10 protein-coding genes are annotated in these 14,347 nt (G+C 73.4%); 5 read left to right on the forward strand and 5 right to left on the reverse strand.

Annotation, left to right across the window (positions count from 1 at the left end):
* Positions 1-52: 52 nt before the first annotated feature.
* Entirely contained in the window at positions 53-1,477 is a 1,425-nt protein-coding gene (locus OHA34_RS37825) for a serine/threonine-protein kinase (protein WP_329520280.1), read from the reverse strand.
* A 266-nt stretch (positions 1,478-1,743) separates the two neighbouring features.
* Here OHA34_RS37825 and hrpA point away from each other — a divergent pair, with 266 nt between their 5' ends.
* Positions 1,744-5,682, forward strand: coding sequence for an ATP-dependent RNA helicase HrpA (hrpA, locus tag OHA34_RS37830; RefSeq protein WP_443029607.1), 3,939 nt, complete (start codon positions 1,744-1,746; stop codon positions 5,680-5,682).
* 259 nt (positions 5,683-5,941) lie between these two features.
* Complete coding sequence (gene pip / locus OHA34_RS37835; protein ID WP_329522490.1) at positions 5,942-6,889, forward strand: prolyl aminopeptidase; 948 nt, start codon at positions 5,942-5,944, stop codon at positions 6,887-6,889.
* A 151-nt stretch (positions 6,890-7,040) separates the two neighbouring features.
* Here pip and OHA34_RS37840 read toward each other — a convergent pair whose 3' ends face one another.
* Entirely contained in the window at positions 7,041-8,657 is a 1,617-nt protein-coding gene (locus OHA34_RS37840) for an ABC transporter permease (RefSeq protein ID WP_285936409.1), read from the reverse strand.
* Entirely contained in the window at positions 8,654-9,565 is a 912-nt protein-coding gene (locus OHA34_RS37845) for an ABC transporter ATP-binding protein (protein ID WP_285936408.1), read from the reverse strand. Before OHA34_RS37845 ends, OHA34_RS37840 begins: the two co-directional genes overlap by 4 nt.
* Positions 9,566-9,663: 98 nt before the next feature.
* Here OHA34_RS37845 and OHA34_RS37850 point away from each other — a divergent pair, with 98 nt between their 5' ends.
* Together OHA34_RS37850 and OHA34_RS37855 are read left to right on the forward strand one after the other, a co-directional pair.
* Positions 9,664-10,185: a GbsR/MarR family transcriptional regulator gene (locus OHA34_RS37850; RefSeq protein WP_285936407.1), complete on the forward strand. Its 522-nt coding sequence runs from the start codon at positions 9,664-9,666 to the stop codon at positions 10,183-10,185.
* 195 nt (positions 10,186-10,380) lie between these two features.
* Positions 10,381-11,892 (forward strand): chromosome segregation ATPase, encoded by a 1,512-nt coding sequence (locus tag OHA34_RS37855; RefSeq protein WP_329520282.1) that lies wholly within the window; start codon positions 10,381-10,383, stop codon positions 11,890-11,892.
* Between the two features lie 51 nt (positions 11,893-11,943).
* Here the strand turns inward: OHA34_RS37855 and OHA34_RS37860 are convergent, their stop codons facing one another.
* Complete coding sequence (locus tag OHA34_RS37860; protein WP_285936405.1) at positions 11,944-12,642, reverse strand: hypothetical protein; 699 nt, start codon at positions 12,640-12,642, stop codon at positions 11,944-11,946.
* Between the two features lie 86 nt (positions 12,643-12,728).
* Complete coding sequence (locus tag OHA34_RS37865; protein ID WP_285936404.1) at positions 12,729-13,244, reverse strand: hypothetical protein; 516 nt, start codon at positions 13,242-13,244, stop codon at positions 12,729-12,731.
* A 292-nt stretch (positions 13,245-13,536) separates the two neighbouring features.
* On the opposite strand from OHA34_RS37865, the gene OHA34_RS37870 reads away from it, so the two are divergent.
* Positions 13,537-14,346, forward strand: a complete 810-nt coding sequence (locus tag OHA34_RS37870) for an ABC transporter ATP-binding protein (protein ID WP_285936403.1) — start codon at positions 13,537-13,539, stop codon at positions 14,344-14,346.
* Position 14,347: the final 1 nt, after the last annotated feature.

Here is a 14,347-nt window from a genome sequence, read left to right on the forward strand (position 1 = left end):
GGCGGGCCGTCGACGTCAGGCCGGCCGGGTTCGCGGTTCCGCCGCGCGGGCGTCAGCGGGGGAGGTAGTCCTCGAGGTAGCGGTGCACCTTGTCGGTGTAGGGCTTGAACCTCGCGGGCACACCGCCCGCCTGGGCCACGGTCTTGGACGAGCTGCGGTACGTCGCGGCGAGGTTGAGCGCCGGGTCGCCGGGGAGGTCGCGCAGGTCCTTGCCCCAGTAGCACAGGTAGCGGCCCATCGCCGGGATGGACAGCTCGGGGGTGATCGCGGCGGGCTTCGGCTCGGGGTTGTTGAGCCCGCCGGGCTGCCAGAACACCAGCACCTTGGGCGTCCAGCGGGCGATGCCGTACTCGTCGCCGGCCGGGTCCGACAGCTTGGCGTCGAAGTTGCTCTCGGCCTTGAGCATCGCGGCGATCAGCGCGGGGCTCAGGCCCTTCATGTCGCACCAGGTGCCCGCTTGGACGATCAGCGCCCGGTACTGCGGGGGCACGTCGGATCCGGCGCGCAGCCACTTCCCGTCGGGCGCCCTCTCGCCGGAGCCGCCGGAGCCGCCGAACGCCCAGAACGCGCCGCCGCCGGCCAGTGAGAGGCCGACCAGCGTGCCGCCGGTGATGACCGCCAGGCGGCGCCGGCCACGGGCCGGTGACCCGCCGCGGGCGGGTCGGGCCGGCGGCAGCGGATCAGTGTTGATCCTGCTGGTGGTCCGGGACAGCGCGTGCCCGAACTCGGCCGCCGACGGCCACCGCTTCTCCCGGTCGGGCTCCAGCGCGCGCAGCACCACCTGGTCGACCGCGTGGGGGATCGCGGGCTGGAGGTCGCTCGGCGGGCGCCGCGTCTGGCCGGGGGGCTCCCCGGTGAGCATGTGGTAAGTGAGTGCTCCCAGCCCGTACACGTCGGCGCGCTGGTCCGGGGCCCCGTCGATCTGGGTCTGCTCGGGAGCCATGTAGCCGGGCGACCCGGCGGGCAGCGTCAGGCTGGACAGCCGGTCGCCGGTCCGCGCGATGCCGAGGTCGGAGATCATCACGCGCTCGGCGTCGCCACCGGGCACCGAGCGCAGCAGCACGTTGGACGGCTTGAGGTCGCGGTGCACGATGTCGACCTCGTGCAGCTCCTGCACGCCCCGGATGATCTCGCGGGCCATCCGCAGCGCCTCGTTGAGCGGGAGCGGGCCCTCGGCCAGCCGCTCGTCCAGGGTGCCCCGGTCGGCGTAGGTCATCACGAAGTAGGGGCGGCCGTCCTCCTGCTCGCCGATGTCGAAGACCTGCACGAGCCGGTGCGAGTCGACCTGCCGCAGGAGCCGCGCCTCCTGGACGAACCGCTCGTGCACGTCGGTGCGCTGCGCCCAGTGCTCGGCGAGGATCTTGATCGCCACCGGGGAGTCGAGCTCCTCGTCGCGGCCGAGCCAGACCGAGGCGAAGCCGCCTGAACCGAGCAGCCGGTCGATCGTGTAGCGTCCTGCCGAGCTCGGGGTCTCCATGTCGCCCCATCATGAACGATGCGCACGCCGCCCGGCAGGGCTTTTGTTGATCAAACTTGGACCGGACGATTCCGGATGCCCCGTCCGGTCGGGGGCGTCCCGGAATGTGCCACTTCAGTGCGGTGTTAACGGTACGCGGCGCTGGAAAAAAAATCGATCGCCCCGCGAGGCCGGGGGCGGCTACGGTGCCAAGGTTGCGGGGGGACCGGCGCGGAGCGCCGTCCGACGCCCGGACCGTATCCTGGTCGATGGTTATGAGGACACCTGTGAGATCGCCGCTCGCCGACCTGCGCGCGCGCCTGCCCGAGCTGATGCTGCGCGACCAGCACCGGCTGGGCCGCCGCATCGACGGGATCCAGAAGACGCGCGACGCCGGCCGGCGCGCCAAGGCCGCCGAGGACATCGGCGGCGAGGTCGAGGCCGCCGAGCGCCGGGTGGCCCGGCGCCGCGAGGCGGTGCCCGCGATCACCTACCCGGCCGAGCTGCCGGTCGCGCAGAAGAAGGACGACATCCTGGCGGCGATCCGGGACCACCAGGTCGTGATCATCGCGGGCGAGACCGGGTCGGGGAAGACCACCCAGATCCCCAAGATCTGCCTGGAGCTTGGCCGCGGCGTGCTCGGCTCGGTCGGGCACACCCAGCCGCGCCGGCTGGCCGCCCGCACCGTCGCCGACCGGATCGCCGAGGAGCTCGGCACCGAGCTCGGCGACACCGTGGGCTACAAGGTCCGCTTCACCGACCGGTCCAGCGACGGCACGCTGGTCAAACTGATGACCGACGGCATCCTGCTGGCCGAGATCCAGACCGACCGGCTGCTCCGCCAGTACGACACGCTGATCATCGACGAGGCGCACGAGCGCAGCCTCAACATCGACTTCCTGCTCGGGTACGTCCGGGAGATCCTGCCCCGCCGCCCCGACCTCAAGGTGATTATCACCTCGGCGACCATCGACCCCGAGCGGTTCTCCCGGCACTTCGGCGACGCCCCGATCGTGGAGGTGTCCGGCCGCACCTATCCGGTGGAGGTCCGCTACCGCCCGGTGACCGACCCCGAGGACCCGTCCGCCGACCCCGACCGCGACCAGGTCCAGGCGATCTGCGAGGCGGTCGACGAGCTGGGCCGCGAGGCGCCCGGCGACGTGCTGGTCTTCCTCAGCGGCGAGCGCGAGATCCGCGACACCGCCGACGCGCTGCACAAGCACCTCCAGGGCAGGCGCGGGCCCGCCACCGAGGTGCTGCCGCTGTACGCGCGACTGTCGGCGGCCGACCAGCACCGGGTGTTCCAGGCGCATCGCGGACGGCGCATCGTGCTGTCCACCAACGTCGCCGAGACCTCGCTGACGGTGCCGGGCATCAAGTACGTCGTCGACCCCGGCACCGCCCGCATCTCCCGCTACAGCCACCGCCTCAAGGTGCAGCGGCTGCCCATCGAGCCGATCTCGCAGGCGTCGGCCAACCAGCGCAAGGGCCGCTGCGGGCGCGTGTCGGAGGGCATCTGCATCCGGCTCTACGCCGAGGACGACTTCGAGTCCCGCCCCGAGTTCACCGACCCCGAGATCCTGCGCACCAACCTCGCCTCGGTCATCCTCCAGATGACCTCGCTCGACCTCGGCGACATCGCCGCGTTCCCGTTCGTCGAGCCGCCCGACCGCCGCAACGTCAAGGCCGGCGTCGACCTGCTGCACGAGCTGGGCGCGATCGACCCCGCCGAGCAGGACCCGCGCAAGCGCCTCACCCCGCTCGGCCGCCGCCTCGCCCAGCTCCCGGTCGACCCGCGGCTGGCCCGCATGGTGCTCGAGGCCGACAAGAACGGCTGCGTGCGCGAGGTCCTGGTCATCGCCGCCGCGCTGTCGATCCAGGACCCGCGCGAACGGCCGTCCGAGCACCAGCAGGCCGCCGACGAGCTGCACCGCCGGTTCGCCGACCCGACCTCCGACTTCCTCGCCTACCTCAACCTGTGGAACTACCTGCGCGACAAGCAGCGGGAGCTGTCGGGCAGCCAGTTCCGCCGCACCTGCAAGAACGAGTTCCTGCACTTCCTGCGCATCCGCGAGTGGCAGGACCTGCACAGCCAGCTCAAGCAGGTCGCCAAGACGCTCGGCGTGACGCTCAACGACGTCGACCCCGCCCCCGAGCGCGTCCACGTCTCGCTGCTCGCCGGCCTGCTGTCGCACATCGGGCTGATGGACGCCGACAAGAAGGACGAGGGCGGGCCGCGCCGCCGCCAGCAGGAGTACGTCGGGGCGCGCGGCGCGAAGTTCGCGGTGTTCCCCGGTTCCGCCCTGTTCAAGAAGCCGCCGCGCTGGATCATGTCGGCCGAGCTGGTCGAGACCTCCCGCCTGTGGGCCCGGGTCAACGCCAGGATCGAGCCCGAATGGGTCGAGCCGCTCGCCGGGCACCTGGTCAAGCGCAACTACAGCGAGCCGCACTGGTCCAAGAAGCAGGCCGCCGTCATGGCGTACGAGAAGGTCACCCTCTACGGGGTGCCGATCGTCGCGCAGCGCCGCGTCAACTACGGGCGCGTCGACCCCGAGCTGTCCCGCGAGCTGTTCATCCGGCACGCGCTGGTCGAGGGCGACTGGGAGACCCACCACCGGTTCTTCCACGACAACCGAGCCCTGCTCGACGAGGTCGAGGAACTGGAGCACCGCGCCCGGCGCCGCGACATCCTGGTCGACGACCAGACCCTGTTCGACTTCTACGACGAGCGGGTCCCCGCCGACGTGGTGTCGGGCCGGCACTTTGACGCCTGGTGGAAGAAGGCCGGGCGGGCCGAGCCCGACCTGCTCGGCTTCGAGAAGTCGATGCTGATGAACGAGGGCGTCGGCGGCGTCAGCGAGGCCGACTACCCCGATGTGTGGCGGCAGGGCCCGCTGAGCCTGCGGCTCAGCTACCAGTTCGAGCCGGGCGCGAACGCCGACGGCGTCACCGTGCACCTCCCGGTGCAGGTGCTCAACCAGGTCAAGCCGATCGGCTTCGAGTGGCAGGTGCCCGGCCTGCGCGCCGAACTGGTCACCGAGCTGATCCGGTCGCTGCCCAAGCAGGTGCGGGTCAACTTCGTCCCGGCGCCCGACTACGCCCGCAAGGTGCTCGAGCGCGTCTCACCGCGCAGCGAGCCCCTCCTGGACGCCCTCGAACGCGAGCTGACCGCGCTGACCGGCGTCCCGCTCGCCCGCGAGGGGTGGGACCTGTCCCGCCTGCCCGCGCACCTGCGGATCACCTTCCGGGTGGTGGACGACCGGGGCCGCACCCTCGGTGAGGACACCGACCTCGATGCGCTCAAGCGCGCCCTGGCGGGCAAGGTCCGCGGCACCCTGTCCAAGGCCGCGTCCGCCGAGGGCCTCGAACGCTCCGGCCTCCGCGAGTGGACGATCGGCGAGCTGCCCCGCACCTACGAGCGGGCCCAGGCCGGCTACGAGGTCAAGGCGTATCCCGCGCTCGCCGACGAGGGCGACACCGTCGCGGTCCGCATGTACGAGACCGAGGCCGAGCAGCGGCGCGAGATGTGGCGCGGCACCCGCCGGCTGGTGCTGCTCAACGCCCCGTCCCCGGTCAAGCAGATCCAGGCGCGCCTGACCAACCAGGGCAAGCTCGCGCTCAGCCACAACCCGCACGGGTCGGTGCCCGCGCTGTTCGAGGACTGCGTGACCGCCGCCGCCGACCGGCTCATCGCCGAGGCCGGCGGCCCGGCCTGGGACGAGGCCGGCTTTATCCGCCTCTTCGACCACGTGCGCGCCGAGCTGCACGACGCGACCGCCGCGATCGTCGCGCAGGTCGAACGGGTCCTGGCCGAGTCGCACGAGATCGACCGGCGGCTGCGCGGCACCACCAGCCTGGTGCTCGTCCCCGCGCTGACCGACATCCGGACGCACCTGGCCGAGCTGATCCATCCCGGCTTCGTCACCGGGACGGGCTGGCAGCGCCTGCCCGACCTGACCCGCTACCTGCGCGCGCTCCAGATCCGGCTCGACAAGCTCCCCGAGAACCCGGGCCGCGACCGCCAGCTCATGCACCAGGTCGGCGTCCTGGCCGAGGAGTACCAGCAGGCGCTGCGCAGGCTGCCCCCGTCCCGCCGCGACGACGAGCCCGCCAGGCAGGTCCGCTGGATGCTGGAGGAACTGCGGGTCAGCCTGTTCGCGCAGCAGCTCGGCACCCGCTACCCGGTCTCCGACAAGCGCATCCGCAAGGCCATGGCCCAGCTTTGAAAGCCCGGCCCGGCATCCTCGCCTGGCGGCTCGGACGCCGACCGTGCTCGGGGCGAGCGCGACATCGCTCCGCGATCCGGCCGGTGCGGCTCGCCGCCGGCTTCGCCTCACCGGCCAGGTAACGCGCTCGCGCGACGGCTGAGGCACTCTCGATCTGCCGGCGCCGGCGTCCGAACCGCTTGGCGCCGCCGCTTTCCGAACGGTTCCGAAATCATGATCGATCTGGTCGGGGTCTCGGGTAGTAGTAGATGCCATGGACCTGAAGGAGCTTTACCCGCCCCTGGAACCGCACGACTCCGGGATGCTCGCGGTCGGTGCCGGCGACGAGATCTACTGGGAGGTCTGTGGCGACCCCGGGGGCAAGCCGGTGGTGTTCGTGCACGGCGGCCCGGGCGGCGGGCTGCTGCCGGTGTGCCGCCGGTTCTTCGACCCCGCGGCATATCGGATCGTGCTGTTCGACCAGCGCAACTGCGGACGCAGCACGCCCCACGCGGGCGACGCCGGGGTGTCGCTGGAGGCCAACACCACCCCGCACCTGGTCGCCGACATGGAACGGCTCCGGGAGCACCTCGGCATCGACCGGTGGCAGGTGTTCGGCGGGAGCTGGGGCAGCACGCTCGGCCTGGCCTACGCGCAGGAGCACCCGGACCGCGTCACCGAGCTGGTGCTGCGCGGCATCTACCTCGCCCGTCCCGAGGACGAGGAGTGGGCGTTCACGGGCGGCGGGTCGGCCCGGCTGTTCCCCGAGGAGTGGGCGGCGTTCCAGGCGCCGGTCCCCGAGGCCGCGCGGGACGACATGCTGACCGCGTACGGGCGGCTCCTGTTCGACCCGGACCCGGCGGTGCACGTCCCGGCGGCCAGAGCGTGGGCGGCCTGGGAGCTGTCGGCCAACACGCTGCTGCCCGTCCCGCCGCCGGACCTGGACGACCGGCTCCTGGTCGGGTTCTCGCGGATCGAGCAGCACTACTTCAGCCAGGGCTGCTTCCTCGGGGCGGGGATCCTGGCGGGCGCCGACCGGATCAGGCACCTCCCCGGCGTGATCGTCCACGGGCGGTACGACATGAAGACCCCGGCGGACGGCGCGCTCACGCTGCACCGCGCCTGGCCCGAGGCCGAGTTCCACCTCATCGAGGACGCGGGCCACGGCGGCTCGGAACCCGGCACCCTGCACCACCTCATCGAGGCCACCGACCGCTTCCGCTCCTGACCCGGCCGCCCCTGACCCGGCCGCCCCTGGCCTCGGGCTGCGACGACCCCCGTCCGGCGGGCGCCTGGGCGGCCGGTTGGCGCCCGCCGGACGGGGTGCTGAAGGGGGACGACCCCGCTCGGACCCCGTGTCTGAGCGGGGACGTCCCGGGTCAGGTGGCGATGTCGCGGCGGCGGATGCCGTAGAGGCCCGCCGCGATGAGCGCGGCCACGATCGCGGTCAGCACGATCAGCGGGGTGGCGTCCATCGTCCCGCCGGGGAGCTTCGGCACGTGGGTGAACGGCGACAGGTCCATCACCGCCTGGCCGAGGTCGAGCACCGGACCGAGCTGGCCCAGCAGCAGGAAGCCCGCCACCACGGCCCAGGCGGCCGGCGAGAACCGCGGCGCCAGCCCGAACAGCGCGATGCCGATGCCGACGGCGACCCACGCGGCGGGCGTCTGCACGAGCACGGCGCCGAGGAGCTCGGGTACCTTGCCGCCGAGGTCGCCCACGGACGCCCCGTAGGTGAGGCCGATCGACAGCCCGGACACCAGCAGCATCACCACCGTGCCGGCCAGCGCGATCAGCAGGTGCCCGGCGACCCAGCGGACCCGCCCGACCGCGGTGGCGAGGAGCGGCTCGACCCGCTGGAGGCCCTCCTCGGTGCGCAGCCGGAGCGCGGCCTGCACCCCGTACAGCGAGGCCATCGCGGACATCAGCCCGATGCAGGTGACCAGGAACGCGTCCACCAGTCCGGACTGGCCGCCCATCTTGGTGATGAGGTCGTTGGTGCCGGAGTTGCCGCCGACCAGGTCGCCGATCCCCTTGGCGATGCCGCCGACGACCAGGCCGTAGACCAGGAAGCCGCAGGCCCAGCCGTACAGCGACCCGGACTGGAGCCGCCAGGCCAGCGCGAGCGGGCTGCGCAGGCCGGGCGCCGCCTCCGCCGGTCCGGGCCGGGGCGCCAGCAGCCCGGCGCCGAGGTCGCGATGCTCGATCAGCGCGTACGCCGCGGCGATGAGCAGCGCCGCCGCGGCGAGCGGCAGCAGCGCCGCCCAGAGCCGGTCGCCGCCGTACGGGCGGATCTGCTCGATCCAGCCGATGGGCGACAGCCAGGTCAGCCAGCCGGCGCCCTCCGTCGCGTCGCCGGCCGCGCGCAGCAGGTACGCGGCGGCGATCACGCCGACGCCGATGCCGCGGGCGGCGCGGGCGTTCTCGGTCACCTGGGCGGCGACCGCGCCGACCGCGGCGAACAGGATCCCGGCGGCGGCCCAGCCGACGCCGGTGCTGACCGCGCCGGCGACGCCCTCGGAGGCCAGCCCGAGCATGACGAGCACGCCGAGCGCCAGGGCGGCCAGCACCGCCACCAGCAGCGCCGCGGTGAGCGCCGCCCGCCGGCCGACCACGCCGGCGCCGACCAGCTCCAGGCGGCCCTCCTCCTCTTCGGCGCGGGTGTGCCGGATCACCAGCAGCACGCTCATGACGCCGACGAACGCGGCGCCGAGGGCGCCCATCCGCCAGGCGGTCATGCCGCCGAGGGAGGGGTCGTGGAGTGGGCCGTAGAACGCCAGCGTCGAGGAGTTGCCGTTGGCCCCGTCGGCGAAGTGCTGCCGCTCGGCGGCGGTCTTGTACAGCCCCCGGTATCCGCCCAGGGTGCTGAACAGGGAGCTCAGCAGCGCCAGGATCCACACCGGGATCATGATCCGGTCGCGGCGCAGCCCGAGCCGCAGCAGTGACCGGGTCCCGGTGAGGGAGCTCATCGGCCGGGGGGCGGCGAGGGTGCTCATCGGGGCGTCCCCTCCAGCTCGGTGAGCTCCTCCTCGTAGTGCCGCAGGAACAGCTCCTCCAGGGTGGGCGGCTGGCTGACCAGGCCCCGCACGCCGACCTGGGTGAGCTGCCGCAGCACCGCGTCGAGCTGCGGGGTGTCGACCTCCAGCCTGACGGTGTTGCCGTCGACCTGGACGTCGTGCACGCCGGGCAGGGCGGTGATCCCGTTGGGCGGTCCGGCCAGCTCGGCGTGGATCGAGGTGCGGGTCAGATGCCGCAGCTCGGTCAGCGTCCCGGTCTCGACGGTGCGGCCCTTGCGGATGATGGTGACCCGGTCGCAGAGCGACTCGACCTCGCTGAGGATGTGGCTGGACAGCAGCACGGTGCGCCCGCCCCGCCGCTCCTCCTTCACGCAGTCCTGGAACACCTCCTCCATGAGCGGGTCCAGGCCGGAGGTCGGCTCGTCCAGGATGAGCAGCTCGGCGTCGGAGGCGAGCGCGGCGACGAGGGCGACCTTCTGCCGGTTGCCCTTGGAGTAGGCGCGGCCCTTCTTCTTCGGATCGAGTTCGAACCGGTCGAGGAGCTCGGCGCGGCGCCGCGCGTCGAGGCCGCCGCGCAGCCGGCCGAGGAGGTCGATCACCTCCCCGCCGGACAGCGAGGGCCAGAGCGTCACGTCGCCGGGGACGTAGGCGAGGCGCCGGTGCAGGGCGGTGGCGTCCCGCCAGGGGTCGCCGCCGAGGAGCTCGGCGGTGCCGCCGTCAGCGCGCATCAGGCCGAGCAGGACGCGGATGGTGGTGGACTTGCCGGCGCCGTTCGGGCCGAGGAAGCCGTGCACCTCCCCGGTGCTGACGGTGAGGTCCAGTCCATCGAGCGCGCGTGTCCGGCCGAACGTCTTGACGAGCCCGGACACTGACAGAGCGGTGTTCATGGGTGTTGAAACTACACTTCTTTCAGGAAATTGTGAAGTCTATAAAACAGATGAAGGTCAGATACACTGGTCCGACCGAGCTGACCTGGGGAGCTGTTGTGGAAGAGACCGGCCCGCCGACCTCGTCGCCGCCTGCCGAGGAGGCGGAGGCCGTCCGGATGTACATCGAGCGGTTCGCGGCGCAGATGGCCGACGCCGGCTGGCAGCGCATGCCCGCGCGGGTCTTCGCCGCCCTGATGGCCACCGACTCCGGCACGCTCACCGCCGCCGAGCTCGCGGAGCTGCTCCGGGTCAGCCCGGCCGCGGTCTCCGGGGCGGTACGGCATCTCACCCAGATTCACATGGCCCTGCGCGAACGTGAGCCGGGCTCGCGCCGCGACATCTTCCGCGTGCGGGACGACGTCTGGCAGGACGCGATCCTCGGGCGCGACCGGGCCCTGACGATGTTCGAGGACAGCCTGGGCGAGCTGGCTCAGGTGGTCGGGCGCGAGAGCCCCGCGGGGCGCAGGCTGGCCGAGTCCGCCGAATTCTTCGCCTTCATGCAGAAGGAGATCAACGGCATGCTGGACCGCTGGCGCGAGCACCGCGATGCGCTCCGGGAGGAATACGCCGAGAGCTGACGGGCCGAGTGCGGTGGCTCACGGGAAGCCCCCAAGACTCTGCGGTCACCGGGGTGACACCGTAGGGTGCATTCCATGCCTAATAGCGATGAGCGCGACAATAGCGGTCACAGGGAGAAGGCCGTAACCGCCGAAGCCGCGGTCTCCGAGGGGCCGAAGCCGAACGGCGGAGCGTCCGCATCGTCCAGCGGCCCCGTGGGGGGAGAGAGCGGCGCGCAACCGGCCGGCCAGCACGGGTACGGCACCGGCACCGGGATCCAGGGGAACGCGGCGGGTGTCGGACCTCGTCCCGCTGAGACGGTCATCGCCCGCCTGGGCGAGCCGGTCACCGTGTGGCCCTGCGCCAACTGCGGGCGTCCCGTGCCGCAGCCCATGGGGACCGTCCGTGCCGTCCGCTACTGCCAGGACAACGACGGCGCCTGCGCCCGCGAGGCCCGCGACCGCCGCGAGCGCGGCCGGGACGCGCCGGGGCTGACCGGGCAGGTGGCCTCGACCTGGGAGATGGTCGAGCGCCTGGAGAAGGCCGCCGACGTGCTCGCCGACTCGCTGACCTCCGAGCTGAGCGTCGCCGGCGTCGAGCGGCGCGTCTCGGAGGTCCGGGCCGAGGCCGCCCGCGAGCTCGCCATCGCGCAGACCGAGCGGGACGCCTCGCAGCGCAAGGCCGAGGAGGCGTGGCAGGAGGCCGCCTCGTCCCGCCAGCGCGCCGGCGCCGCCGAGAAGGACGCCGCCGGCGCCCGCGAGGAGACCAAGCTCGCCACCGCCAAGCGCGACGCCGCGCAGCAGGCGTGGGAAGAGGCGCACCAGATCGCGCAGCAGTCGGTCACCGCCAAGCTCGCCGCCGAGAGCGAGCGCGACCGCATCGCCGCCCGCGAGACCGAGCTGCTCGCCGCCCTGGAGACGGCGCGGGCCGAGCTGGTCACCCTGCACTCCAAGCTCGCCGAGAGCGAGGGCGCGGTCGAGTCGCAGCGGGTCGAGTCCGCGGTGGCCAAGCAGGGCGCCGAGGACCTCCGCAACGCGATGCGCGACACCGAGGCACAGCGGCAGCGGGCCATGCAGGCCGCCAGCAAGGCCGAGGCCGAGCGGACCACCGCGCTGCGCTCGCAGTCGGAGGCCGAGGCCGAGGTGGTGCGCGCCATCGCCCGCGCCGACGAGGCCGCCAAGGAGCGCGACGCCGCCCAGGCGCAGGCGCAGCAGGCCGTCGCGGAGCGGGAGGAGATGGCCACCAAGATCAACGACCAGTCCGTCCAGCTCCGCCAGCTCTCCCAGTCGGTCGCCGAGCAGCAGGCCGCGCTGACCGCGCTCGCCGACGAGCGCGACGCCGCCCGCGCCGAGGCCGACCGCGCCCGCCGGCAGATCGACCACTTCACGCACAACACGCTGTCGTCCAACATCCCGCCCGGCGGGCGGATGCCGGGCGCCGGCGCCCAGCAGCAGAACCCGGGCGTCCCGCAGGGCCCGCCCCCGATCGGCGGCCCGAACGGCCCGAACGGGCAGAGCGGCCCCGGCGGCGTCCCGAACGGCACCGGGCCCATCCCGAGCACGGGGCCGGCGCAGACCGGAGGAACGCCCATGCCGGGCCGCCCGCCCCTCGTCGGCCCCCCGCACGCCGGCGGCGGCAACCCCATGCAGGGCGGGAACCCGCCGCCCGCCAACGGGCGGCCGGTCAACGGCAACGACCGCGAGGACCCGCTCTTCACCGGCCACTGAGGCCGGGCCCCCGCCCGGCCGGACGGGAGCGGTGCGGAGCGGGCCGCAGGGTCACCGCCCGAACCGCTCCCTGTCGACCTCGATCCAGATCTGCTCGGCCCGGCCGAGCAGCCGCCCGTCCGCCCCGTACAGCGCGGTCGCGGTGTGCAGCTTGCGGCCCTCGCGGCTGCGGGCCAGGCCCATGACCACGCACTCCTCCCCGGCCTCGGGCAGGTCGACGACCTGCCCGGTCATCGTGCCGAGGACGGCCGGGCGGTCCACCGGGTCGAACGACCAGGCGCCCGGACAGTCCATCGCCGCCCAGAGCAGCTCGCGGCCGGGCGCCTCGCGCGGCGTCCACGCCGCGGCGACCGTGCCCTCGCCGACCGGGCCGGGTGCCAGCCGCATCCCGTCGCCCGGCTCCCGCGCCGGGCCGCACACGAAGCAGCCCGGGAACGGGTGGTCGTCCCCGCGGCCGAGGTACCCCTCCGCGGCCCGCAGCGCCTCGGCGTAGGGCACCGCCGGCACCGGCGGCACCACGATCGCCGCCGCGAGCCCTTCGGCGATCAGCCGATCGCCCTCCCACAACCGGACGCTGCGTCCCCGCTCGTCATCGTCGGAGACCCGCAGCTCGGTGTCGAGCGGCGGAGGCTGCCGCAGCGCCACCGTCACCGTGTCGGAGGCCACGTGCCCCGCCAGGAGCCCCGCCACGTAACCGCCATTGCCCGAACCGTCGGGCCCGTGGAACCGCTTGTCTATGATCACTTGCATCCCCGTGGTCACTCTTCTCGCGCACCAAAACGGGACCGATCATAATGACGTCCTCGGACAGTCCGCAGACCGGGTTCAGCCCGCGTTCAGACGGCGCGGGACGGCTGCGGGCGTCCGGGCCGGGTGGTGAAGAAGACCGACAGCGATCCCCTGAGCCGCGCGCGCACCGTCTCCTCGTCGACGGGACCGTCCTCCCGGACCGGGGTGAGCTCCAGCGCGCGGGCGATGAGGCGGTCGACGTTGCGGTCGGCGACCAGCACCGAGCAGGTGTCGCAGGCGTACCACGGGTACAGCATGTTGAGCACCGCGACCGCGGTGTCGTCGTCGGACAGGTGCGTGGTGTCGAGCTCGACCTCGAACATGTCGGTGTCCTCGGGATCGAGCGTCGGGTAGTAAAGCCAGCTCGGGCCACCGGCGCCGCAGAAGTCGCAGTCCTGGGGGTGCGGGGCCGCCTCGCCCACGGCGAGCTCCAGCTCGTGGTCCCACGGCTCCACCCGCCGGTTGTGCCGGTATCCGACGCCGTCGAGCGATCCCTCGCGGTTGTGCGTCACGTCGTGCACCTCGCCGCCGCAGCGGGCGCACATGAGGCCGATGTCCTCCATGTCCCCCTCCTGATCGCCGAGGCACCGGTTCTCACAGTATCCGGCCGGGCGGCTCGAGCGAACCGGGTGCCCCGAACAACATGATCAACGATCGCCGGGGCGGCCCGGGCGTCCGCACCGTCCGGGCTTTCGCCCTGGTGGCCCGGCGTGGCGCGGTGTCGGATAGTGTGAAGATCTTCTTTGGCGCCCGCGCTCCCGGCGATCCCGGCGGCCCGCGCCTCCCCGTGCCGCACCGCACCGCCGCGTGCCTCGCGCGCCCGCGCCCCTGAGCCAGCCCGACCGGGAGGTCCCGTTGTCCCACGCCCCGATCCGGACCGACATCGTCCTGACCGCCGACAAGATCGATCTCGTCCGGGAGCGGCGCCTGCTGCTCGACCAGGTCTGCCTCACGGTGCTGACCGGCGAGCACTGGGCCCTGCTCGGCCCGAACGGCGCGGGCAAGAGCACGCTGCTCGGCATCCTCGGCGCCTACACCCATCCGACCCGCGGCACGGCGGAGATCCTCGGGCACCGGCTCGGCCGCGTCGACGTGCACGCCCTGCGCCCGCTGATCGGCCAGGTCAACCCGCGGCACCCGCTGGAGTCGGCGCGCACCGTCCGCGAGATCGTCCTCACCGGCCTGACCGGCACCATCGAGCTGGTCCCGCGCTGGACGCCCGGCGAGGACGAGCTGCGCCGCGCCGCCGAGCTCATCGAGCTGATGGGCCTCGCCCCGCGCGCCGACTCCCGCTGGCCCCACCTGTCGCAGGGGGAGCGGGGCCGGGCGCTGATCGCGCGGGCGCTGATGGCCGACCCGCGGCTGCTCCTCCTCGACGAGCCCGCCACCGGCCTGGACGTCGCCGCGCGGGAACGGCTGCTGGCGGCCCTCGACGAGCTCCGCGAGAACCGGCCGGGCCTGACCACCGTGCTGGTCACCCACCATCTGGAGGAGCTGCCCACCAGCACCAGCCACGCGCTGCTGCTGCGCGAGGGCCGGGTCCTCGCGGCGGGCCCGGCGGACGAGGTCGTCACCACCGAGCTGGTCAGCGCCTGCTTCGACCACCCGATCGCGATCAGCCGCGCCCATGGCCGCTGGGCGGCCACCGCGGGTCACGCCCGCTGAC

Origin of the sequence: Spirillospora sp. NBC_01491 (genome assembly GCF_036227065.1) — a bacterium.
In the GTDB taxonomy this organism is placed as follows: domain Bacteria; phylum Actinomycetota; class Actinomycetes; order Streptosporangiales; family Streptosporangiaceae; genus Spirillospora; species Spirillospora xylanilytica.

Excerpts from the sequence above, each read along its gene's own strand:
- OHA34_RS37840 (WP_285936409.1), bottom strand. The coding sequence starts at position 8,657 with ATGAGCACCCTCGCCGCCCCCCGGCCGATGAGCTCCCTCACCGGGACC.
- OHA34_RS37860 (WP_285936405.1), bottom strand. The coding sequence starts at position 12,642 with ATGCAAGTGATCATAGACAAGCGGTTCCACGGGCCCGACGGTTCGGGC.
- OHA34_RS37845 (WP_285936408.1), bottom strand. The coding sequence starts at position 9,565 with ATGAACACCGCTCTGTCAGTGTCCGGGCTCGTCAAGACGTTCGGCCGG.
- OHA34_RS37865 (WP_285936404.1), bottom strand. The coding sequence starts at position 13,244 with ATGGAGGACATCGGCCTCATGTGCGCCCGCTGCGGCGGCGAGGTGCAC.
- OHA34_RS37825 (WP_329520280.1), bottom strand. The coding sequence starts at position 1,477 with ATGGAGACCCCGAGCTCGGCAGGACGCTACACGATCGACCGGCTGCTC.